Genomic DNA, 26106 nt, shown 5'->3' with positions numbered 1-26106 from the left:
ACGGTGGTGTGAGAGGTCGGTGAACACGAAAGTAGGAAATAAACACCTATGATTAGGGTTTACCTCCTACTCGATTTCAAAAAATAGTAATATTCAAATTTATACAAATATTTTTGTTCAAAACAAGTATTATTTGTGGCTATGTTAATCTTTCTTCTAAGAGAACAACGTTTTCTACATGTGGTGTATGAGGAAACATATCTACAGGTTGTACAGCAATAATCTTATAGCTTGTATTAAGTAATGATAAGTCTCGTGCTTGTGTAGCGGGGTTACAACTCACATAAACAATGCGTTTGGGTCGTGCTTGTAATATCACATTGATAACATCGGGATGCATACCTGCACGTGGAGGATCGGTAATAATAACATCTGGACGACCATGTTCTTTTACAAATCTATCAGTAAGAATGTTTTTCATATCTCCAGCATAGAATAAAGTGTTTTCAATATTGTTGATTTTTGAATTTACTTTAGCATCTTCTATCGCTTCAGGAACATACTCGATGCCTATTACTTTCTTAACTTTTTTTGCAATAAAGTTGGCTATAGTTCCAGTTCCTGTATATAAGTCATATACTAACTCTTTGCCAGTTAGATTAGCAAAACGGCGAGTTACATCATAAAGATGGTAAGCTTGTTCTGTGTTGGTTTGATAGAAACTTTTAGGCCCAACTTTAAAATTAAGCTCTTCCATTGTTTCAAAGATATGGTCTTTCCCTTTGTATAAAATAAGATCAAGGTCGTTGAAAGTGTCATTACCTTTTTGGTTGTTAACATATAGCAATGAGCTAATTTGTGGAAAATTGTTGGCAATGTGTTTCATTAATCCTAAAGAACGTTCTTCATCATTATCATTATCGTAATGAAACTGTATTAATACCATCCATTCGCCTGTGTTAGAATTGCGTATCATGATACTGCGTAATAGCCCATGTTGCTCACGTGTGTCATAAAAGGTAAATTTGTTTTTTAGAGCATAGTTGTAAATGGAGTTTCTAATGTCATTTTGAAGATTATCCATCAACCAGCATTTTTTTATAGGGTATATCTTGTCGAAAGCACCTGTAATATGAAAACCAATAGCACCTTCTGTTAATCCTATTCCGTTTGGTATGTCTTTTAGTTCTTCGGTAGTGTACCATCGTTTATTAGCACAACCGAATTCTAATTTGTTGCGGTAATTTTCAGTGTGAATAGATCCCATTATAGGATTTATTTCAGGAAGAGAAACTTTGCCTATGCGTGTCAATTGATCAAAAACCTGTTGCTCTTTTGCTTTTAGTTGCTCTTTATAAGGAAGGTTTTGCCACTTACATCCTCCACAAATACCAAAATGATTACATAGTGGATCTATACGTACATCGCTTTTTTTTATGAATTTTGTTACTGTAGCCTCATAGTATTTGTGGCGTTTTTTATATACTTGTAGGTTCACAATATCACCCGGTACTACAAATGGAACAAACACTACCATATCTTTAACGTGTGCTATACATTTCCCTTCAGCAGCTACAGCTTCTATAGTTACATTTTCTAACAAAGGTAGAGGTTTTCTCTTTCTGGTCATATTCTCTTGTTCTTATTTTTTTGCAAAGGTACAGTTTTTTCTGTTTATTTTCCCACTTCTGTTGTTTTACAAACTTACTGTGTACGAAAACATATATAAAATGCTATTTGAACATTACAAAAGTTGAGTGAAAACTTGCACATATTTTTCACATTGTGTATATTTGCACTAAATAATGACTAAAATAAACAAATATATAAAAACAATTAATTATGAGCGAAAAAAGAGTTTATACCTTCGGCAATGGTAAAGCTGAAGGTAAGGCGGATATGAGAAATCTTCTTGGAGGTAAAGGTGCTAACCTTGCAGAGATGAATCTTATCGGCGTTCCTGTACCCCCGGGTTTCACTATTACTACTGATGTATGCAATGAATATTATGAAGTAGGTAAAGAGCAAGTGGTTCTTTTGCTAAAAAAAGAAGTAGAAGATAGTGTAAAGCATATCGAAACCTTGATGAACTCGAAGTTTGGAGACCCAACTAATCCTTTATTAGTTAGTGTGCGCTCTGGAGCTCGTGCTTCGATGCCTGGCATGATGGATACTATATTAAATCTTGGGTTGAATGACACAGTAGTTGTAGGATTAGCAGAAAAAACAGGCAATGAACGTTTTGCTTTTGATAGTTATCGTCGTTTTGTGCAAATGTATGGTGACGTTGTTTTAGGAATGAAGCCAGAAAACAAGGAAGATATAGACCCATTTGAAGCAATTATTCAGGATGTAAAGGCAAAACGTGGTATAAAGCTCGATAACGAGATGAATGTAGAAGAGCTAAAATTGCTTGTAAAACTTTTTAAAGAAGCTATAAAGAAGCAGACTGGAAAAGATTTCCCTACTGATCCTATGGAGCAGCTTTGGGGTGCTATCTGTTCTGTATTTGATTCTTGGATGAACGATCGTGCCATTCTCTATCGTAAGATGGAAGGTATTCCTCAGGAATGGGGAACAGCAGTTAATGTTCAGGCTATGGTTTTTGGTAATATGGGAGACACTTCTGCTACTGGCGTATGCTTCTCTCGTGATGCAGGCAGTGGTGAAAATATTTTTAATGGTGAGTATCTTGTTAATGCACAAGGTGAGGACGTAGTGGCAGGTATTCGTACTCCGCAGCAAATTACAAAGGAAGGATCTTTGCGTTGGGCTAAGCAACAAGATATTGATGAAGAGGTTCGTTTTACAAAATATCCTTCTATGGAAGAATGTATGCCTGAAGTGTTTGAGCAGCTAAATGCTATCCAAGATAAGTTAGAAAAGCATTATCATGATATGCAGGATATGGAATTTACAGTGCAAGATGGTAAGTTGTGGTTTCTTCAAACACGTAATGGTAAGCGTACAGGTACAGCCATGGTGAAGATAGCTATGGACTTATTGCATGAAGGTGAGATAGACGAAAAGACAGCATTGAAACGTTGTGAGGCTAATAAGCTTGATGAGCTTCTTCATCCTGTTTTTGATAAAGAAGCATTAACACAAGCAAAAGTGTTAACTCGCGGTTTGCCAGCATCTCCCGGAGCAGCATGTGGGCAGATAGTGTTCTTTGCCGATGATGCTACTAGGTGGCATGATGATGGGCATCAGGTTATTATGGTACGTATAGAGACCTCACCTGAAGATTTAGCAGGTATGTCGGCCGCCGAAGGTATTTTGACTGCTCGTGGAGGTATGACTTCACATGCAGCTGTTGTTGCTCGTGGCATGGGTAAGTGTTGTGTTAGTGGAGCAGGTGCTATTATTATAGACTATAAGAAACGTACTATAGACATTGACGGAACAGTTTTGCGTGAAGGGGACTATATTTCTTTGAATGGTTCTACAGGTGAAGTTTATTTTGGAGAGGTAAAAACAAAACCTGCTGAGGTAACAGGCGATTTTGCAGAATTAATGGATCTTTGTAGTAAGTATACTAAGCTTGTTGTTCGTACTAATGCAGATACGCCACATGATGCTGAGGTAGCAAGTAATTTCGGAGCAGTGGGAATAGGTCTTTGCAGAACAGAACATATGTTCTTTGAGAACGAGAAGATAAAAGCAATGCGAGAGATGATACTTGCTAATAGTACAGAGGAACGTGAAAGAGCATTAGATAAGTTGTTGCCTTATCAAAAGCAAGACTTTTACGGCATATTGAAATGTATGGATGGTATGCCTGTAAATATTCGTCTTTTAGATCCACCTTTGCATGAGTTTGTTCCTCATACTTTAGAAGGGCAGCAGGCTATGGCTGATGAGATGGGTGTTAGTGTTAAGTTTATTCAGGATCGTGTGAATTCTCTTTCAGAAGCTAATCCTATGCTTGGTCTTCGCGGTTGTCGTTTAGGTAATACTTTCCCTGAGATTACTGCTATGCAGACAAAGGCTATACTTGGAGCTGCTATACAACTAAAAAAAGAAGGCTTTAACCCTATGCCTGAGATAATGGTGCCACTTGTAGGTATTGTTAATGAGCTTGATATTCAGGAGGCTATTATTCGAAAAACAGCTAAGAAATTATTTGAGAAAGAAGGTTTGGAGATAGAGTTTAAAGTAGGTACAATGATAGAGATACCTCGTGCAGCTCTTACTGCTGACCTTATTGCTAAAAAAGCACAATATTTTAGTTTTGGAACCAATGACCTTACACAGATGACCTTTGGTTATAGTCGTGATGATATAGCAAGTTTCTTACCAAGTTATTTGGAAAAGAAGATACTTGATGTAGACCCATTCCAAGTATTAGATCAAGATGGAGTAGGGCAGCTTATTAAAATAGCAGTTAATAAAGGTAGGGCTACTCGTAAAAATCTTAAGTGTGGTATTTGTGGAGAGCATGGAGGCGAGCCTTCTTCAGTTAAGTTTTGCCATCATGTAGGTTTAAATTATGTTAGTTGTTCTCCTTTCCGTGTGCCTATAGCAAGGTTAGCCGCGGCGCAAGCAGCAGTGGAAGAATGTTAGAAAACTCTTAAATATCAGTTATTTAGGCGGAGTACCACGTATTTACGAAGGTTTTCCGCCTAATTCTTTTCATAAAACAGCGTGCATCTATACACACTATTTGAGCAGAATAAATGTAAATGTTTACAGTAAGTTTACTATTTTGGAATACACTGTTTACAGCGTGTTTACAACTGCAATTCTGTAAGTTATAACAAGTTTAGGTATTTTTATTACAAACAATTGGAACACGGATGAATTATGGCAACACTGAAAATATGCGTAAGGAATAAACGTAGCGATGGTTTTTATCCTGTTTATATCAGGGTAACACATCATAGGGAACTCGCCTATATCAAAACTGAAAAGATGGTAAACGATAAGGGCATCACGAAAACCAAAGAAGTTAAAGACCCCTATGTGGTTGGTCTGCTTTCTCCTGTTATCATTGACTACATGGAGCGTCTCAACAAAAAGGACATTAGGAACTGGAACGCAAAAGAAGTGTCTGACTTTCTTGTGAGTGGCGATGATGATATAGATTTTTCGGAATATGCCAGAAAGCACATAGACCGAATGATAGACAGAGGGCAGCAGCGCAACGCTCGCAACTATGAACTTGCCTTACAGCACCTCGAGAGATTTGCAGGGACAAACCATGTCAAGTTCTCGCATCTGACCTCGATGTTTGTAAACAGATGGATTAAAAGTCTTGAAACGACAAAGCGTGCCAAAGAAATGTACCCTATTTGTATTAGGCAGATATTCAAAGCTGCACAGGTAGAGTTCAACGATTACGACAACGGCATCATCAAGATAAAGACAAATCCGTGGGTGAAGGTGGAAATTCCAAAAGCTGATAAGCCCGAAAAACTAGCTATTACTCCTGAAGCATGCAGGGAGTTCTTTTTCTTTCCACTTCCCGAAAGTAAGATGGCGCACCCTACCACAGAGATAGGCAGAGATGTGGCAATGATGGTGCTTTGTCTTGCAGGTATCAACACGGTTGATTTGTTTCAGCTGAAGAAAACGGACTATTACGATGGCATTATCCATTACCAACGAGCCAAGACAAAGAAGTTTCGTGCCGATGGCGCATATATGGAAATGCGTGTCCCTCCTATCTTGCTTCCTTTGTTCGACAAATACAAGAATACCGATGAGGCTGACGTGCATCTATTCAACTTTGCTAAACGCCATACAACTTTTGACAGCTTCAGTGCCAACGTAAACATAGGTATTCGGCATCTATGTGAGGCTATGGGCATAGATAAGCAGCACGATTATTCTGTTTACACTTTCAGACACACATGGGGAACAGTGGCGCAAAACGATTGCAAGGCTACTATTGGCGAAGTGGCATTTGCTATGAACCATAGCAGCGGACACAAGGTAACACGAGGCTATATCAAGATAGACTTCTCTCCAGCATGGGAACTCAACGAGAAAGTAATTGATTTTATTTTCTTCTCAGATAAACCATCACAGCGAGAACAAAAGCCGAAAGAGGAACGTTTCAAACTCTCGTATCGTTATCAGGTTCATGGCACAGCATTCTTCCAAGGGCGCAAGGTAGCAGAACTGACAGACGTTGGCTTCAACAATGTTGATGAAGTTATCGAGAAGCTGGCATCACTACTACCTGACGACATTCCACTTCGCTCAATGGTTTTATTCAAAATCGAAAACAACGACAAAAAACAAACAGCAGTTTACGAGCGAATGAAAGGCAAAGGTTTTTAATCTTTCAAACCTACAAAGGAGCTTTCTTTTGTAGGTTTTCTTTTTATATTCATTAACAAATAAAAGAATAACTCTCGCGTACGCGCGTGCGCGCGTTAATGTAGATATATTTTATTTACTTTACTTTACTTTATGCACTTTTTGGTAAGAAATGCACTCTTAAACTGCATTTCTTCGGAAGAAAGTACACTTAAAACGTATTTCTTCCGAAGAAACCCCACTTAAAACGTATTTCTTCCGAAGAAATAAATTAACTTTTATTCACTTTGTGTTTTCCCCTATCAGAGACAAAAAAGGAGCATCCTCACGGACACTCCTTACTCACTTTTATAACAAACAGTTCATTAAAAAAGGACTAACAACAAATATCTACAGTAGATGTTTGTAGAAATCACTTGCCACCAGACAATGCGATGAGCCTGTCTTCAATGGTCTTCTTAGTTTCTGTTGCAACATCAAGTGTAGTAGATTGTAATTTTGGTGCAACATAACTTGTAAACTTCTCCATTGCTTGAACTCTATCCTTTGGCTCTAAGTCTCTTAAATCTTTCTTGAATTGCTCTGAACTATAGTAATCGACTGTAATTTTGGCAAGCATATTCCTAACTTTTGAAGAAACTTTGTTAGGAGTACCTGCAACACGCCCACCAGTCTTAGGTATTCCTGCTGGTCGTCCTACTTTTCTTTTCTCTGTACTCATATCTTTGTCATGATTAAAAGTTAAACCTGTGGTGCAAAGATAATTACTTATTTTCGCACCGTATAGTATAACTTTTAATAAGCATTATAATTATGGGAATGATAGGAGCAGCAGTTGGAGCAGCAGGTAGCATATTTGGTGGTATCTCAGCTACAATGGCTATGAATAAGATGAAAGCCAATGTAGAGGCGCAGAAAAGAGAAAATCAAGATTGGTACGATAGGCGATATAATGAGGACTCAACACAGCGTGCTGATGCGCAGAAGATTCTTACAATGACTCAGGAGAGTATCAAGAAAAATAATAAGGCAGCAGCAGCATCGCAAGCGGTAATGGGTGGAACTGACGAGAGTACGGCAGCTGCCAAAGAAGCCAACAATAAGGCTCTTGCTGAAGCTACTTCAACTATAGCCGTTAATGGAGATAAGCGCAAAGATGCTATCGAAGGACAGTATAGAGAGCGTGATGCAGCACTAAACCAAGAGTTGAACCAAATAGAAAAAGATAAAGCAGCAGCAATTGGGCAAGCAGTACAAGGCGTAAGTAGTGCAGCAAGTTCACTTCCTTTCTAAAATTTAGAGTATGAGTAGTGCATTAGATGATATATTAGGCAATAAGCCTACACCGTTACCACAACAGCAGCCTCAGCCGACACAGCAGCCGACAGGGGCTAAACCGTTGGTGGATTGGAATAAGGCAGGTGCTGAATACGAGTCTTCAAAGCCTAAATTCACACCTGACATCTTACAACAGCAGGAAAAGGAGAAAGCAGAGGCTAACAAAATAGTTCCACCGCTTGCCCCTCCTGTAGAACATGGTAATACAGGAGAACAAATGTCCCTACCAGCCGACAAAAAAAAGAGATTGTCGTATGTAGAAATGTATAAGAAGCTCAACCCTTATCAACCCCCAACACAAGAAGAACTCGAAAAGGAACGTAAGAAAGAGAAACGTGAGAAGATGTTTGCAGCTATTGGCGATACTATCTCTGCTTTGTCAAACCTATACTTTACCACACAGTATGCTCCGAATATGTACAAGCATGAAAACTCACAATCGGAGAAGGTTAAAAGCAAATGGGATAAATTGAGGGCAGATAGAGATACACAAATGAATGCCTACATTAAAAATCTCATGGCTGCACAGCAAGCTGATGACGAGAATGCAGAAAATGAAAGGAGGTGGCAACGTCAGTTAGGCATAGATGTCTATAATCAGGAAAAAGATGCCGAGGAGTTCCAATACAAGAAAGAACGTGATGGGGTTAAAGATGACCAGTGGCAACAAGAATTTGACCAACGAGATTGGCAATTTGATCAAAATATGAAGCACAAAAAGAAAGTCTTAGCAGAAACAGTGCGTCATAACAAAGTAGGTGAGCGACAGAGAGGCGCACAGATAGCAGAAGGATCTCGTCATAACAGAGTAAGCGAAGCACAAGGTGCAGCAAGAATTAGTCAAGCCGAAAATCATTTTAGAGCAACGCACAATGCTGACGGAACGACAAAAAGCAATGGTTCAGCAAAAGAGACAATTAGGTTACACGATGGAAGTGTACACACCTACTCTCCTGATAAAAAAGGCGCACTTATTTCACTTGCACCGTCAATGGCAAAGAAAGCAAGGGCAGCAGCGGAGCGTTATCATAAGGCTAAAGATATAAGGAGTTATTTGCACTACCAACAAATTGCTGATGCGCTTGAAAAGGCACAGAGCAAAGACGCTATTGCTGCAATTGTAGCCTCAAATGTAGGCGACTTCCCGACAATGGACGGTGATGTACGCAGAGTGATAGGCGTAACAGGTAGCTTTAATGTAAGTAATTATCGTAGAAAGGGGAACTCAAAATCAAGTAAATCAACAAGTAAACCTCCATTAAACTAATAGATTATGCCAAATAAGATTACATACACGATTACAACATCCGATGGTAAGCAACATCAGGTATCAAAAGAGAATATGGATAAGTACGGCATTCAGTCGTATGCAGATGCCTATAAAGGTGCAACCATTCGTATGCGTGATAGCAAAAAGGGAGATTACGACATACCATTGTCGCATTACAATGATGCTAAGGCGCAAGGGTTGCATGCTTTTTCATTAGAGCATCTTCCTCCTGCACCTGCTAAACAACATCCACGCCAAGTAGCACCACCTAAGCCACATACTACATCTGTTGTAAGCCAACCTACACGACCAGCAAGCAAGCTTACCACTGGTGGTAAACCAATTACCGCAGCAGAAAAGGCACAAGCAATGAAATTCGTAGCAGGTATTCAGCAAGGAGTTCAGCGCAGTAAACAGCAGTTCGACACAACCATGCAGCGTGCTAAGGCGCAACAGAAGAACCCATTAAACGTACAACGTGTTACTTTGGGCATAGGTGGAACGAAGCCTACAATGACTGCAAACAAGCGTGTAGTGCAGGGAGAGAGTAAGCTAAACGTACGAACAGGAAAGTTAGAACCTACCTACATTACCGAGGCTGGTAATGTTTATCAGGGCGACCGCATACTAGCAGATATTGAACAAAATCAGATTGATGACGCTAAAGAAGCACAACTACACCCAATCGACCACGAATTAAAGGAGGCATACGCTGAAAGAGAACGTTTAGCACGTGAACTGGGTAGAAGAGGAACAGAACTTGATGCAGAAGCACTTAAACCAAGCTGGCGTGATATACCACATGGTAGTGGCGGTGCAATTCATACTTTCAACTCAGCAACAAGTAATGGACGTTTGGCAGACAATGAATGGAAAGCCTTATTAGCAGCAAAAAATCAGAACCAACAGCGTATTGTTGCACTCGAAGCTGAACGTGATAAGGCTGAGGCTGGTTTTTGGCGTGGTGTAACAGATACTTTCAAGAACCCATCTTTTTGGACGTTCGGTTATACTGATATGCTTGATACTTCTACTATGCTTAACTATGGTGGCAAGAAGACACAGCGACAGAAAGATGCCGACCAAGCGATGATTGAGAATATTTACAAGAACCAAGAGGCGCAAAGTAAGTATGGGGGCAATCGTGGCTTCATGTATCGTGCAGGTGGAATTACCGCACAAGCTATTCCGTTTATGATAGAGTTTGCTGCAACAGACGGTCTTTTAGGATTGACACAAGCAGGAACTAAGGCTGGAGCAAAGATAGCCGAAAAGGTAGCTACTAAGGCATTGACAAAGAAGTTAATCAAATATACTGGTACTACCCTCGGAGACATTGCAGCAGGTGTTGTTATGGCTAATACTACTGGTGCAGCACGTACTGCATCGGATATTGGACAAAGACATCTCGGACATGTAGAACAGGACGAGCATGGCAATTACCATTTTGCTGGTGGCGAAGACTGGGGTACAGCTATTCGTAAAGGAGAGATAGCACAGGGACTTGAATACTATACAGAAAAGCTCGGTGTACACCTTGAAGGCTTACCCATTGGTAAAACTATTGCGAAAGGTCTTGATAAAATAGGTCTTAGTAAGATTACAGCAGCGTTAAATCGTGCTGGTACTTCGCAGTACGCACAGTTGGGAACCAAAATAATGAACCGTGTAGGAGTTAATGGATATATCAATGAGGTTGCAGAGGAAGAGGCAAACATCGTCCTCAACTCCATGCTTGTTGGCGACAATAAGATGAGCGACTTGTTTGATGGTCGTACACAGGCAGACATTTGGGGTGGTATGTTATTCTCTGTTGGTGCAATGGAAGCAGCTCCGAAACTTGCTGGCGCAGTAGACTATTACAGAACGAAGAAAAGCGTTAAGGATGCCGATACCGTTGCTGCTTACAGAATGACACAGGAGAAATGGCAACCTTTTAGAGACCAAATAGACAATGCTACCAACGAGAAAATGGCAGACGTTGTAAATGGTATTATTCAAAATCCCGACCTCCAGAAGCAAGAGAAGGAAGCAGCGTTGAACTATGCAGGTAATCTTATTAAGTTCAGAGGCTTCAACACTGCCCAATCTGCAAAGGCTAAAGAGTTAGAAGAGTCTGGAGCAAAAGATGATGAGACTATCATTCATCAGTCTATGGATAATGCTTATATTCAGGGACACGAGGCAAGCGATGAACAGAAGAATGACATCAAGACTCGCTATGAGTATGCTGAACAACAGTTAAGCGAAGCATTAGGCACAGAAGATGTCTCAGGTTATAGCGTTGATGACTTCCTTGACAATAAGGAGAACCTCAACGATAAACAGAAGCAAGCTGCAATTGACTACCTAAACGCCAAATCTGCATACAATGGTATGATTAGTCAGGTTAAGGACAACATCGACGATGCAATTAAGGCAAGCGATATGGCTATTGATAACCATACACACGAAGATGGCAATATCTATCCTGCCACTATGAAGGTGGATAACCGAAAGGTGTATGTTGTTGGTGGTTATGTACAGATGAATGATGACGGAACAGGCATTGATCATGCTAAATCAAGTGAAAGTATTATGGTACGTGATGCCGAAACTGGAAAAACAGAAATGGTAGCACCTACTGCAATCTTATCTGTTGATGAGGCTACCAACGCAGAAGAAGAGAAAGCTAATGCAGCGGAAAGCATACGTCAGACTTATGCACAGCAGGAAGCAAATAAGATTGACGGAACACTTGAGTTCAATGTTGGAGACACCTATTCAGTTATTGGAGAAGACAACTCGCAGCATACATTACAGGTAATAGGCGATGCTGTTGATGAAAAGACAGGTCAGCCAATACCAAATATGGTAATGGTAAGTGTAGATGGTTCACAGCAGCCTACAATGTTGCCCAAGGCGCAGGTGCAGGAGATGAGCGATGGCGATAATATGTTGCGTTTAAGTCAGTCGTTGAAACAGCGTGAGGAAGCAAAGGCAGCAGAAAACAAGTCTTCCAACACGTACAGCCTCAATGATGAGGTAACGCTCACTGATGAGAATGGGAATGTTGTTCGTGGAAGCATCACGGCAGACCAAAACGAAGACGGAATGTTTGAGGTTTACACAGAAGAGCCAATCAATGGCAAAAAGGTTAATCTGTTCAGCGCAGAAGAACTTGATACACTCAATCCTGATGTTCAGACAAAGGAGGAAACACCGCAGACGTCCAACAATGAATTTGAGGGCGAACCGGCACAAACCGAAAGTGTAGTAAATTTACCACAAAACGCTGAAACAATCAGTGAATCACGTGTAGAAAGTGCGGAAAATTCTCAGCAATCCCTATCAGCCTTTGAGCGTATTCCTAAGGACGAGCAAGGACAGCCTATATATGAACAGGCAGAACCTGAAACAGCATGGGATGCTATTGTAGAGCAGACTGGAGGCGATGAAGCAATGGCGCAGACAGTTGCCGATAATATGGTAGCCGACATGGAGGCTGCCGTTAAAAAGGCTGAGAAAATCAAAACAAAGGGTGGTACTACCATTGCAGAGAAAATTGCAGCGGAGAAAGAACGCAGTGCTGCCATAGAACAGGCGAAGCATACTCTTGCACATTGGAAAAAGATTGCATCAACCAATAGTATGCGTCAAGCTGCTATTCATGCAGAGGAGAACCGTAAAGCGGAAGAAGCTGCACGTCTTCGGAAGGAGCAGAAGGATAAGGAGCGTACAGAGCGTGAGGAAGCTGAGCGACAGAAGCGTGAAGCTTTGAACGGTGTTCCTGATTTTGTGGAAGACAAGGCAAGTGATGCACGTGCAAGAGGTTACAGACGTGTAAACGGTGATAAGGTGAACAGACAAGAGCCACTTGCAGCCGTACAAGGAAAAGATGTGCAGGTAAAGTTCGATGATAAGAATATTCCATCTGGGTATGTAGCACTTATTGACGCTGATGAATTACAGCCAAGCCATAAGAACGGGCAGCGTAATCCATTACACTTCATTGACGAGGCTCAGCCAAAGGAGCGTAAGGACGATGCAAGTAAGGAGGCAGCACGTAAGATTGCATCAAATATTCGTCCCGAGGAAATAACATCGTCTGTTACTGCATATACAGGTGCGCCAACGGTAAACAGCCGTGGCGAGGTTATTCAGGGTAATAACAGAAGTGCTGCCTTAAAAGAGATGTGGGCAGCATACAAAGACCAGGGTGAGAAATATAAACAGTACTTAATAGACCATGCAGCAGAATTGGGACTTAATTCTGATAAGGTCAGAGCTATGGAGAAACCTATACTCGTTAATATGCTTGATGTGAACGATGATGATGCCATTGCACTGGGTCAATTCGTGGCAAGCGACACTGAAAGCGGAGGTGTAGAACGCATCAAGCCTAAGAATGTAGTGAAGAAGTTGGGCGATAAGATGAAGAATTTTGCAAGTCTTCTTTTACGTACTACAGATGAAGATATGTCTTTCTCTGAACTTATAGACCGCAATGGCGTTGATGTGCTAAAGTGGATGAATGCCAATGGCTCAATTACTCCCACACAGTATAAGAGTGCATTTGATAGCAAAGGTAATTTGACGGCAGAAGCCAAGAATGACCTTAAAGGCGTAATGTATCAGAGCATCTTCGAGGGTGGCAGTACGCAACTCGAAGAAATGTTCAATGCTTTACCAGTCAAGGCGCAAAAGGCTATCCTAGCAACTACTTATAGAGATTATGACAGTCCACAGAGTGAACGCATGGTAGAGGAAATTCAAAACTCTATCATGGCTTATTATGCCCTTTCGCATGATACTCAGTTTATGGCTGCAACCAATCACAAGGATGCTCGTATGGCTGTTGAGGCATGGCAGCGCCAGTATGCTATTGATGATAATACAGGCGAAAGCTATCTTCCAGCAGAGAAATATAGTAACTTTGCGCTGTTGCTTGCTACAATGTATAAGGGCGATAATCAGAGATTTATACAGGGTATGTTCAACAAGATGTACGACCTTATTCAAGGTACACAGGAAGAAACTTTGTTTGAGCAGCCAGACAATACACCACGTTCACTTGTTGAGGCTATCAAGGAAACATTAAACATAGATTACAATGGACAACAAAGAAACAATGTACTGGTTGGCGGTACTACAACAAGCCAACGAGGGGAACAAGGAAGCAATGGAAACTCTACAACAGGAGGACGAAGTGAGAGTAGCGATGGGACAGAAGCCAATCAAGGAGGAACTGAAGCAGAAAGCAGAGGAAACCGAGGACAAGGAAACTTGGAAAGCCTTGCAGAAAGGCAAGGTTATTTGGGAGATACCAAAGAAGTAAAAATTTCAGATGAAGTAGACGAAGATGGTTCTCCATTTGTAAAAACATCTACTGGTACAACCGTATTTGGTGAAATAAAAAAGGGATGTGGGCTTACACCTGCTCCTATAAAACTTAGTCTTGGCAATAGTAAGTATGGTCTAATTCATCTTGAAAAGAGACATGGAGACCAAATAAGAGGTGCAGGATTTGACACAGTTGAAGAATTTGTTGAGTTTGTATGTAAGAATTACAAGCAGATAAAACAAGGTGAAAACAGCTTAGGTGAGCAAAATGGGACTTATCTTATACAAATAGAAGACGAACATAACAATACCCTTTATATTGAATTATCAACAAATGGTAAGTATTGGGGTGTAAATAGTGGTGGCGTTTTTAGAAAAGGATACGGAAAAAATAAGAAAGAAGTATGGTCTGCGTCCGAGGTGCAGAGTAAGCAGTCGGTTGCTGATAGTACTTTGCGAGAAAAGGATAAAGCCGACACCCCTATTTCTCCTAACGGTAATGTACCCACTACTTCTGCGAGCAAAGATAAGCAATCTTCTGATACAAAGCAAGAAAAATCGGATGAAACTGCTAAAAAAGAAGCTGTCAGTGAAGATTTGTTTACAATGGCTGAACGTGTTGCAGCAGAAGATAAGGCAAAACGTACACGCAAAAAGGAGGAAGCAAAGGTTGATACCAATCCGACTGAAGCACAGAAAGAAGCTGGCAACTACAAGAAAGGTCATATCAAGGTAGATGGTTTCAATGTCACTATTGAACAGCCTAAGGGTAGTGTTCGTCGTGGTAAGGACGCAAATGGCAAGGAATGGGAAACCGAGATGCATAACACCTACGGATACATTCGAGGTACGGAAAGTGTTGATGGTGATCATATCGACATCTTCTTGTCAGATAACCCAACAGAGGGTAACGTCTTTGTTGTAGACCAAGTAAATAAAGATGGTTCTTTCGATGAACATAAGGTAATGTACGGATTCTCTGACATGGAGAGCGCAAGGAAAGCATACCTTTCTAATTATGAAGAGGGATGGCAAGGCTTGGGCAACATTACAGAAGTTAGCAAGGAAGAATTCAAGAAGTGGATTGATAGCAGTAAACGCAAGACAAAAGCGTTTGCAGAATATACTTCTGTTAAAACAGAGGGGGATGTTAATGTACAGCATCCTATTGAGGATAAAGGCGGCAAGCGTCTTGTATCTAATGAACGCTACGAAGAGCTAAAGAAGCGTATGCGTTCTAAGTTGGGTCAGCTTAATTTAGGTGTAGACCCTGAGATGTTGGCTATCGGTGCAGAAATGGCAGTGTATCATATAGAGAATGGCGCACGTGCCTTTGGAGCCTATGCAAAGGAAATGATTTCTGACCTTGGAGACGCAATTCGTCCATATCTCAAAGCATTCTACAACGGTGCAAGAGATTTACCAGAGATGACAGAACTATCTAAGGAAATGACCTCTTATAGTGATGTTAGTGCCTTTGATGTAGCTACTATCGGTAATGATGGCGAAGAGGTAAAGCCTACTGTATTCGATACCGCAGAGCAGGTTAGTAATGAGGCTACTGTTGAGCATAACGCACAGGAGGAAGCCAAACAGACAACAGAGACTGGCGATGTTGATAACGATGTGTACTCTATCACTAAGCAGCACAACAACAAGAAAGATGTTGATATTTGGGTTGTACGTGGAAAAGAGCATGTAGACCGTAATGTTTTCATGGGACAGAAGAGAGAAGCTAAAGAGAATAATGGTTACTACTCTTCGTTCCGTGGGGTTAATGGTTTTGTTTTCACCACACCCGAAGAGGCACATTCTTTTGCGAAAAATGTATTCACTAATGAAAATAATAACCAAACATTAAACATAGAAAACAATGAAGAAAATGAGCAAAGAGCAGCAGATACAGAAATTATTGCAAGCCATGCTGAACCTATAGAGGAAGATAAAACTACCACAGACATCAATGGTTTTAAGGTAGGCGATAAGGTTATGTATAAGGGCGAGCCAGCAACCATTTATGACATTGATAGAGGTAAACCTGTCCTTGATACTGGTTTAACACCTGTAATGTATGAGCTGGTAGAATGGGAAGACATTCAGCCTATTACTTCTACAAAAGAGGAAAAGGAGCTTCCACAGAAAGAAAATCAGCCAAAAAGTGGCAACCAAAAGAAAAATAATGTATCTTCGCAGGTAGAGAATGACCTTTTCGGAGATTTGTTCTCACAAAGCGAACCAAAATCACAAGACAATGAAGATAACCAAAGAACTCGAAGAGAGAATAGAAAAAGCGATGATGGAGTTTCGCCACGAGAATCTTCTGGGCGCAGGACAGCTGAACCGGGACAACTGGACGCAAATCCTACAGAACGCAGGACTGAGCGACAAGGAGATAGCGGAGTACAGAGCGGAAATGCAGAAGTACTCAGCAGCACTGGACGACCCACTGGACGCTTATCGAGATTAAACGTTTCTAATAATCATGCTGAGCGTGGTGTAGACTATGCGCCTACATCCGTTGATGCACGTATAGAAGCTAACATCAAGGCTATTGAGTTAGCTAACGACCTTGTCGAGAGTGGTGAAAAAGCAACTCCCGAAAAAATGCGTGTGCTTAGAAAGTTTAGTGGTTGGGGTGGTCTTGGAAAAGCTTTCTCTATAGGTACACCTATTTCTCTCAAACTACAACAAATGTTAGGTGCAGAAGCATACGAGCAAGCCGTAATGAGTGCCAATAGTGCTTATTATACACCAGCATACGTTATTGATACGTTATGGGACGTAGCAAAACAACTTGGATTTAAGGGAGGCAATGTTTTAGAGGGTTCGGCAGGTATCGGTAATATAATAGGGCAAATGCCTATGGAGATTAGCGATAATAGCCATATACAAGCCGTAGAGATTGACGGCACGTCTGGCAATATCTTATCACTTCTGTATCCTGAAGCTAATGTTGAGATACAGGGCTTTGAAAAAACACGAGTACCAAATGGTAGTGTAGATTTAGCTATTACCAATGTGCCTTTTGTAACAGGGCTTCGTGTGAATGACACAACAGGAGATAGCGACCTGTCAAAGAAGTTTCACAACATTCATGATTTCTGTATTGCAAAGAATGTACGCAAATTGCGTGAGGGCGGTATCGGCATCTTTATATCTTCAAACGGTACACTTGATAACTCACAGAAGTTGCGTGATTGGCTGGTTAGCGATGGTAAGGCAGATGTTATCGGGGCATTCCGACTCAACAATAAAACATTTGGTGGTACTGGTGTAACATCTGATATTATTGTTATCAGAAAGCGTGTAGGTGGAAAGGTTTCTCCTAATGCTATTGATGTTAGCACTGTAACAGGTGAGCGCAGCGTTGATTATAATACTGGGGAAGAAAAGAAGATAAAAGGCACGTATGTTTCTGTTATCAAACACTTGTCAATGGATTACAATAAGTATTTCATTGAACACCCTGAAATGATGGCAGGTAAGATGGAGTTTGCTTTCGAGCATGGCGATACCTATCGTGCTACCTCAAAAGGACTTTATCCAACGAGTGATAAGCAACAAGAGAAGATGTTGCAAGATTTCGTGAACTCTTTTGCTCACATGAAAGATGAAGCACAGGTAAAGAAAGAGGAAATGCCTGTCAATGTAGTATATGAAGAGCTTGGCGATGATGTCAAGGAGGGAAGCATGCTTATCAACAAGGACGGTAAGCTTTGTGTTGCTCAACTGGGACAAGCCGTTCCACTTAATTTGAATACAAATAAGGTAAAAGGACACACAAAGGAAGAATGCTTTAAGGCTTATACTGCTATTAAAAAAGCCTTAGATGATGTATTGCATTATCAGTCAGAGAATGAAGACGATAAGGGGTTACAGCCTTTACTTGACGAACTCAACAAGGCTTATGATGACTTTGTTAATACTTACGGACACCTTAACAAGAATGTTTCTATTGCTTTCTTGCGCAATGATATTGATTATCCTAATGTATTCTCACTTGAAAGATATGAGGAAACAGGAGACAAGGATGGAAAACATGTGCAGAAATTCATTAAGACAGATGTGTTCAGCAAACGTGTTATAGAGAAAGACGTTGAGCCTCAACCTAAGAACGTAAAAGACGGTATTATTGTTAGCATTTATAAGACAGGCAAGATTGATATCCCTTATATCAGTACACAACTTAGCATGAGTGAGGACGATGTGAAAAAGGAAATCATTAGCAGTGGCTTAGGCTTTGAAGACCCAACGTGCAAACAGGTAGTCGTTTCTTATCAATATCTTAGCGGTAATGTCAGAGAAAAATTGAAACAGGCAGAGGCTAATAATGAAAATGGAACTTATAATGGCAATATAAAGGCTCTTAAAGAGGTCGTTCCTAACAGCATCCCTGCACACCTCATTGAATTTAACCTCGGTTCATCATGGATTGCTTCTGAACTTTATGACGAATATGTAAAGGAGAAGACTGGTATTGACGTTAAGTTTACGGCAGCAGGTGGTACATGGTTCATGAAAGCACCTGATTGGGGGTTGAACAATGATAAAAACCGTACGAGTGGTGTCCATAGTGAGGTATTCAATGAGTATATTTATGGGCATAAGCTAATCGAGGCTGCTATCCAAAATAAGACCATTTCAGTTTCAAGGGTACAAAAACATTACGATGGTTCCAAAGAGACTATAACAGACAAGGAGGCTACACAGGCTTGTGCATCTAAGATTGATGAAATCCGTCAGGACTTCAAGGATTGGGCAAGAAATAAGATGCAGAGCGACCCTGCAATGTCCGAAAGAATGGAAGCCGTTTACAACGACCTCTTCAATAATTATGTCCCTGTTGATATTCCTTCTGAATATATCCCAGAACATTTTGGAGGTGCAACACACAGTATTACCCTTCGCCCTCATCAGGCAAAGGCGGTAGTACGTGGCACTATGCAACCTTTGATGCTTGCCCATGAGGTAGGAACAGGTAAGACCTTTACTCTCATTTCAACGGCAATGGAAATGCGCAGACTGGGAACAGCCCATAAGCCTATGATTGTAGTACAGAATGCTACCGTTGGTCAGTTTGTTGCCAGTGCAAAGCAATTATATCCTAATGCAAAGATACTCACATTGGAGGATAGCGACCGTAGCGCAGAGGGTAGAAAGAATTTCTATGCCAAGATACGTTACAACGATTGGGATATGATAGTCGTTCCTCAATCCACCTTTGAGTTTATTCCTGATAGCGAAGAGCGTCAGATGGCTTTCATTAAAGACAAGATAGAGGAGAAGATGCTTGTTCTTGAAAAAATGAAAGAAGCTGATGACTCAGAGCGCAACCCTATTACTCGACAGGCAGAAAAAGAAATCCAACAGTTGGAAGACGAGCTTGCATCTATCTCTGGACAACTCGCAGATAAGCGTACAGCAAAAGATGAGAAGAAGCGTGCAGTTACTAAGCAGAATACAGAGGTAAAGGCACGTGAAATGCTCGACCGAAGAACAGACGATACGGAAAACTTTGACGATATGGGTATTGACGCCCTACTCGTTGATGAGGCTCACGAATACAAGCACCTCGGATTTGCTACAGCTATGCAGCGTGGCGTTAAGGGTGTAGACCCATCGTATTCAAAGAAGTCGCAAGGTGTTTATTTGAAGACACAAGCCGTATTGCAAAAGAACTATGGACGTAATGTTATCTTTGCTACTGGTACTCCTATCAGTAATACAGCAGCAGAGATATGGACTTTCATGCGTTATCTGATGCCAGCCGACACAATGAAAGACTATGGTATCTACTACTTTGATGACTTCGTGCGCAACTTCGGTAATATCCAACAGATGTTGGAATTTACCACCAGTGGCAAATTCAAAGAGAATAACCGTTTTGCAGGTTACATTGACTTGCCTGAACTCGTGCGTATTTGGTCAAGTGTGTCTGATACTGTTCGCACAAAGGATGCAGGAGGTGTGAGCGATAAGATACCTGAAATGGAGACAGGAAAGGCACAAGACCTTTATCTGCCACAGACAAAGGCTTTACGTGGTATCATGAAGTTTGTAAAGGGCGAGCTTGAAAAGTACGACAATATGAGTGGCAAGGAGAAGAAAGAGAATTCTCATATTCCACTTACTATGTATGGTATTGCCAAAGCAGCAGCCGTGGATGCCCGTTTGGTTGATGCAAGTGCAGAAGATGATGCTAACAGCAAAACCAATGAGGCTGTGCGCCAAACATTGCGTACTCTGAAAGAAACGGCAGACTATAAGGGTACTATTGCTATCTTTGCAGATAACTATCAGAACAAAGCGAGCGGTTTCAATCTATACGAAGATGTTAGAGAGAAACTTATCAAGGCAGGTGTTCCAGAGAAGCAGATTGTTGTAATGAAGTCGGGAATGACTGTGAAGAAGAAACTTGAAATCTTTGACAAGGTAAATCGTGGGGAGGTTCGTGTTATCATGGGTAGTACATTCACCCTCGGTACTGGTGTGAACATTCAGGAACGCTTGCATACACTTATACATCTTGATGCACCAAACCGACCTATGGACTACACACAGCGTAACGGACGTATTCTAAGACAAGGCAATATTCACAAGGAAATGAATAAGCCTGTACGTGTGCTTCGTTTTGGCGTTGAAGACAGTCTTGATGTTACTGCATATCAGCGTTTGAAAACTAAAGGTGCTATTGCAGACAGTATTATGAACGGCAAGCAGCTTATGTCAAACAGTATGGAGAACCGTATTCTCGAAGAGGAAGAAGATGCTTTTGGAGACACCGTAGCACAACTTTCAGGAAGCGAGTATGCTATGCTGAAAAATCAAGCCGAGAAGAATGTCCGTAAGTTTGAGAGCAGAAAGCGTCAGTGGGAAGCCGACCAAACGTATATCCATAACGCAAAACCACGTCTTAACGGTCAGATAAAGCAGGAGCAGGAGCGTAAGGACACAAATGAAAAGAACCTTTCTCTTGTTCGCAAAACTTATCCTGATGGTAAGTTCAAGATTATAACCATTGGCAAACAGAAGTTTGACAGCGTAGAAGCTATGGCAGACTTTATAAAGGAGCATAACAAAAAGGTCAAAGACGAGAGCGAAAAGGTTAAGGATAGTGCAAATGCCTCATACACGAGTAGCCTCAATGTAAATATTGACGGCTTAGATTTTGTTGTACGCACAGAAGTTGCTAAGGAAACTATATCGCAGGGCATCAATCTATTTAGTAAGGCTACACGTAAGATGTTTTATTCTCAAAAGGAATTAGGTCTTACAGATGTACCTGTAAAGAGTGGCTTGCTTCGCAATGCTATTGAGGATATTACCAAAAATGTTATTAATGGTAATGATTTCGAGAATATCGTTGGATATGCAGAGCAGAACATAGCTCGCCATAAATCCGAACTTAAGCAGATGCAAGCAAGAGAGGGTAAGCCTTTTGAGTTTGAAAAAGAACTTGAAGAAGCTAAGGCGAAATACGAGGAATACACCGAGCTGATGAAGCAGGAGATGGAGGAAAAAGAAAAGAAGTATGCCGAAATGGATAAAGATGTTGAGGCTGTTTCTACTCTTTCTGAAGCATCAGAAGACGAAGAAGACCTTATGCGTGATGGTCAGGGAACATTAACTGATTATGAGTTGAGTTTCATCAACGACCCTTGGGTAAAAATGCTGGGTAAGTCTAACCGTACAGCCAAGCAACGTGCAGCATTTGCCGAACGTGAACGTAGTAGAATGACTAATCGTGTAGGGGAGCTTGCAGACATATTACATCTTGACAATGTAGAAGTGATTACAGATGCCAGCCAGTTAGACGGTAAGCGTGCAAACGCTAAAGGTTTCTACTCAAAGAGTACAGGTAAGATAACTATAGTTATCCCTAATCATGCCAATATAGCAGATGTAGAGAAAACTTTATTGCACGAAGCAGTAGCACATTATGGCTTGCGCAAACTCTTTGGCGACCATTTCGATACATTCCTTGATAATGTTTACCAAAAAGCAGAGCCTGAGATTAGACGTGAAATTGTAAAACTTGCAACCAAGAATGGCTGGGACTTCCGCACAGCGATAGAAGAATACCTTGCATCACTTGCAGAGCAAACCGACTTTGAGCGCATGCCTTATAGTTTCTGGACAAAGATAAAACAACTGTTTATGAAGCTGCTCCACTCTATTGGTTTTGAAAACTGGCAAGGTGGCGAGTTGAGTGATAACGAACTTCGCTATATCCTTTGGCGCAGCTATCAGAACCTAAAAGAGCCAGGAAGATACCGCAGTATCTTAGGAGAAGCAGAAGATGTGGCAAAGCAGTATGAGTTGAAGGTTGGTAATTATGCAGAGCAAGAAGCGGACAAGTCGGACAGGTCGGACCAGGTAAATAAAGCCTTCAACATAGAACTTGAACGCTATCTAAATGGGAATATGGCGACCAACGAAATGTTGCATTTAGGCTTACCACAAGGAATAATGATTGACTTCTTACCAAACCTACCTATTGTCATGCGCCAGCGTATTTTAACCAAGGCAAGCGTAAAGAAACACGATGTTGATTTAAGTGCTTTACATAATCTACCACAACATTTGTCAGCACCTATTTTTGTATTTAAACGTGCAGATAATAATTTAGGTGTACTCACAGAAATGAAAGACCGCAATGGAAAAAATATCTGTGTAGCAATTGAGTTGAACAAGACTATACAAGACGGCAAAGAGTTCTTAGAGGTTAATGATATACGTTCTATTCATGGACGTAACGAACGTGATGTCATTTATCCTATTGTAGAAAATGGCAGCCTACAATGGGTAGACAAAGAAAAAGGGCTTAATTGGCTCTCCTCAGTATCACATTATGCTCAACAGGAAATAGACAATCAAGTCCTTAATTCTGTAGCAAAGATAGTGAAAGATTTTGAGAACCCAAGCGTTTCGGAAGAAAATGTTGAGGAAGATGATGTTTTGTTACGTGAGGGAGAGGGTAGAGTTGAGGCTCGTGATATTTACGAGCAGCGTGTCAGTAGAGCTATGTTCCAAACGCAGGAAGCTATACAAGATAGTATGCTTGGACTTAAAGAGGCTATGGATGCTATTATAAAAGGCGAGGGTAAGAAAACGGATATTGCAGATATAGCAGGTTTTGAGAATGCCTATTTAGGAGAAAATAGATTATCTTCTGTCAATAAGGCTGAGGCAGATGCTTTTGCACACCTTGTATTTCAACCGATGCTTGACGAAGTTGCCAAACTTGCTAAAAATGATAAGCAGCGCACCGAACTCGTTGATTATATGATGGCAAAACATGGTTTGGAGCGTAATCAAGTTATGGCGGAACGTGATGCTACTGAGGCATTCAAAGCAAATGAACAGGCACACCCTAATAGTACAAAAAGTTTTGATGATTATCTTGCAGATGCTCGTGAACGTGATTATGCAGGTCTCACTGCCTTGACCGGAACAGATACAGTGGAAGACGCTGAAGCGGAGGCTGGAAGAATGGTTGCAGATTACGAGCAGAACAATGATACAACAGCGTTATGGAAAAAGGTAAACGATGTTACGAATGCCACTCTATCAAAAAGTTATGAGTGCGGTATGATGAATAAGGACACATACGACAAAATAAAGAGTATGTATCAGTTCTATATTCCACTTCGTGGCTTTGATGAAAAGACAAGTAGCGAAGCATACGCATACCTTACTCATCGTCAAAGTGCTTTTAATGCTCCGATTAAGGTTGCAAAGGGTCGTACTTCAAAAGCAGATGACCCATTTGCAAACATACAAAGTATGGCAGAAAGTGCGATAACACAAGGTAATAGGAATAAACTGGTAAAGCAGAAATTCTTAAACTTTGCTCTTAACCACCCAAGCGACCTTGTTAGTGTGAGTGATTTATGGTTGAAACATGACGATGTAACCGATGAGTGGAAACCAGTCTTCCCTGATAACATAGAAGACACAGACTCAGCAGATGATGTTGAAAAGAAGCTGCAAGACTTTGAGGCACGTATGGAAGAACTCGCAGAGCAAGACCCCGAAAAGTATAAGCATGGCAAGGATACCATCAATGTACCGTATCGTGTCGTAGAAAGTAGGGATTTGAAGCAGCATCAGGTTCTTGTTAAACGTGGTGGTAGAAATTATGTCTTGACTATTAACGGCAACCCAAGAGCAGCACAAGCCCTTAACGGACAAACTAATCCTGATAATGACAATTCAGGTTATATCGGTGCTATTCTTAAAGTTGGTGAAATGGTAAATAGACAGTTGAGCGCATTCTATACAACACGTAACCCTGATTTTGTTGTGTCGAACTTCATTCGAGATATGCTTTATGCTAACTCAATGGTATGGGTAAAGGAGAGTCCAAACTATGCGTTGCGATTCCATCGTAACATTGGAAGATGCAATCCTGTACAGATAAAGATACTTCTTACCAAGCATAGAAACGGTAAGCTCAATATGGATAACGACCTCGAACGTTCATTCTATCAATTCATGATGAATGGTGGCGAAACAGGCTATGCCAATATACGAGATATTGAACAGCATAAGAACGATATCCGTAGAGAATTGAAGCGTGCTAATGGAAAACTTGGTATAGAAAAGGCTATCAATTTATTTGGTGAAAGACTTGATGAGTACAACCGTGCAGTTGAGAACAGCGCACGTTTTGCAGCATTCCTCACATCACGAGAAATGGGAAGAACAATTGACCGTTCTATCTATGATGCAAAGGAAATCTCTGTGAATTTCAATAAGAAAGGCAGTGGCGCAAAGTTTATGAGAGCAGTTGGTCAGACGAAACTTGGCAATACAAGTGCTTTCCTTTCAGGATTTGGACGTAGTGGCTTTGTATTCTGGAATGCAGCCATACAAGGAACAACAAACTTTGGCAGACAATTTAAGAAACACCCTGCAAAAGCATTTACGGCAGCAGCAACGATGTTCATACTCGGTGCTTTGGTAGCAGGAATGGGTATGGGAGACGGCGACGATGACAACAAGAATAGTTATTGGAACTTACCTGAATATGTAAGACGTAGCAATATCTTGTTTAAGGCTGGCGACCAATGGGTATCTATACCATTACCTACAGAATACCGTGCTATATATGGTATGGGCGAGTTAATGGTTAGCGCAATGAGTGGTAAGGAACATTATTTCACAGGTACAGAATTAGGCAGAGCCATTGCTGGTCAGGTTACACAGATTCTTCCTATAGATTTCTTAGAGGGTGAAGGAGGTTTGAAAGCGTTTATACCAAGTGCAGTAAAACCTTTTGCTGAAGTTTATACCAATAAGAGTTGGACGGGTATGCCTCTCTATAAAGCCACTCCTTATAATAAGGATATGCCTGAATGGACAAAGGCTTACAAGAGTGCTAACAAATACCTTGTTGGAATATCTAAGACTTTGAATGAGGTAACTAAAGGCGATGCTTACACAAAGGGGGCGATTGACATCAATCCTGCAAAGGTAGAATACATTCTTAATGGTTATTTCGGTGGTGTCTCTAATACCATTGACAAACTTACTAAGAGTGCAGAGACTATTGCAGGGCAAAGAGAATACGACCCAAGAAGTTTCTTGCTACTCAATAGAATTTTGAAGAATGGAGATGAGCGCACAGAGTCGCGTGCCATTAACAATGAGTACTACCGAGCAAAAGAGGAACATGACAAGCTAAAGGCACGGATAAAGCATTACGAAAAAGACACAGACAATGGTGTTTTTGACTATGCCGAGAAGATTGATTTTCTCTATAACTCTCCTGAATATGCACGCTATGAGATTTTCGAGGACTATAACAAAGAGATTGACGGTCTCTATGATGAAATGAAAGAAGCGACAGACGATGATGAACGTAAGGTTATCGAGAACGAACTCACTGCATTAAAAAAGCAGATGATTGAGGAGATGAATGCTACACGTAAATAGTTAAACCCACGGTGGCACATATTTTAATT

General features: G+C 40.9%; 7 protein-coding genes. 5 read left to right on the top strand and 2 right to left on the bottom strand.

What is annotated here, in order from left to right; translation table 11 throughout:
* Positions 1-139: 139 nt before the first annotated feature.
* A complete protein-coding gene (gene rlmD, locus AC1DCD_RS02070; protein WP_353586182.1) occupies positions 140-1570 on the bottom strand; it encodes a 23S rRNA (uracil(1939)-C(5))-methyltransferase RlmD in 1431 nt (476 codons plus the stop codon).
* Positions 1571-1782: 212 nt separating this feature from the next.
* Here rlmD and ppdK point away from each other — a divergent pair, with 212 nt between their 5' ends.
* Both ppdK and AC1DCD_RS02060 read left to right on the top strand, forming a co-directional pair.
* Positions 1783-4506: a pyruvate, phosphate dikinase gene (gene ppdK / locus AC1DCD_RS02065; protein ID WP_019035624.1), complete on the top strand. Its 2724-nt coding sequence runs from the start codon at positions 1783-1785 to the stop codon at positions 4504-4506.
* A gap of 240 nt (positions 4507-4746) precedes the next feature.
* Complete coding sequence (locus AC1DCD_RS02060; RefSeq protein WP_464639713.1) at positions 4747-6228, top strand: tyrosine-type recombinase/integrase; 1482 nt, start codon at positions 4747-4749, stop codon at positions 6226-6228.
* A 391-nt stretch (positions 6229-6619) separates the two neighbouring features.
* On the opposite strand, the gene AC1DCD_RS02055 is transcribed toward AC1DCD_RS02060, so the two are convergent.
* Positions 6620-6928, bottom strand: coding sequence for a hypothetical protein (locus AC1DCD_RS02055; RefSeq protein ID WP_464639715.1), 309 nt, complete (start codon positions 6926-6928; stop codon positions 6620-6622).
* 92 nt (positions 6929-7020) lie between these two features.
* Between AC1DCD_RS02055 and AC1DCD_RS02050 the strand changes: the two genes are divergently transcribed.
* Genes AC1DCD_RS02050 through AC1DCD_RS02040 form a run of 3 tightly spaced genes read left to right on the top strand, consistent with a single transcriptional unit; the run spans position 7021 to position 26077 of the window.
* Positions 7021-7500, top strand: a complete 480-nt coding sequence (locus tag AC1DCD_RS02050; protein ID WP_019035627.1) for a hypothetical protein — start codon at positions 7021-7023, stop codon at positions 7498-7500.
* A 10-nt stretch (positions 7501-7510) separates the two neighbouring features.
* Positions 7511-8812, top strand: a complete 1302-nt coding sequence (locus AC1DCD_RS02045; RefSeq protein ID WP_464639717.1) for a hypothetical protein — start codon at positions 7511-7513, stop codon at positions 8810-8812.
* 6 nt (positions 8813-8818) lie between these two features.
* The gene (locus tag AC1DCD_RS02040; RefSeq protein ID WP_464639719.1) at positions 8819-26077 is read left to right on the top strand and encodes an LPD38 domain-containing protein; all 17259 of its coding nucleotides are present in this window, start codon (positions 8819-8821) and stop codon (positions 26075-26077) included.
* Positions 26078-26106: the final 29 nt, after the last annotated feature.

The organism is Prevotella sp. C0209C1 (assembly GCF_056583855.1).
The sequence above is the reverse complement of the archived record's forward strand: the minus strand, read 5'-3'. Positions and strand labels throughout refer to the sequence as shown.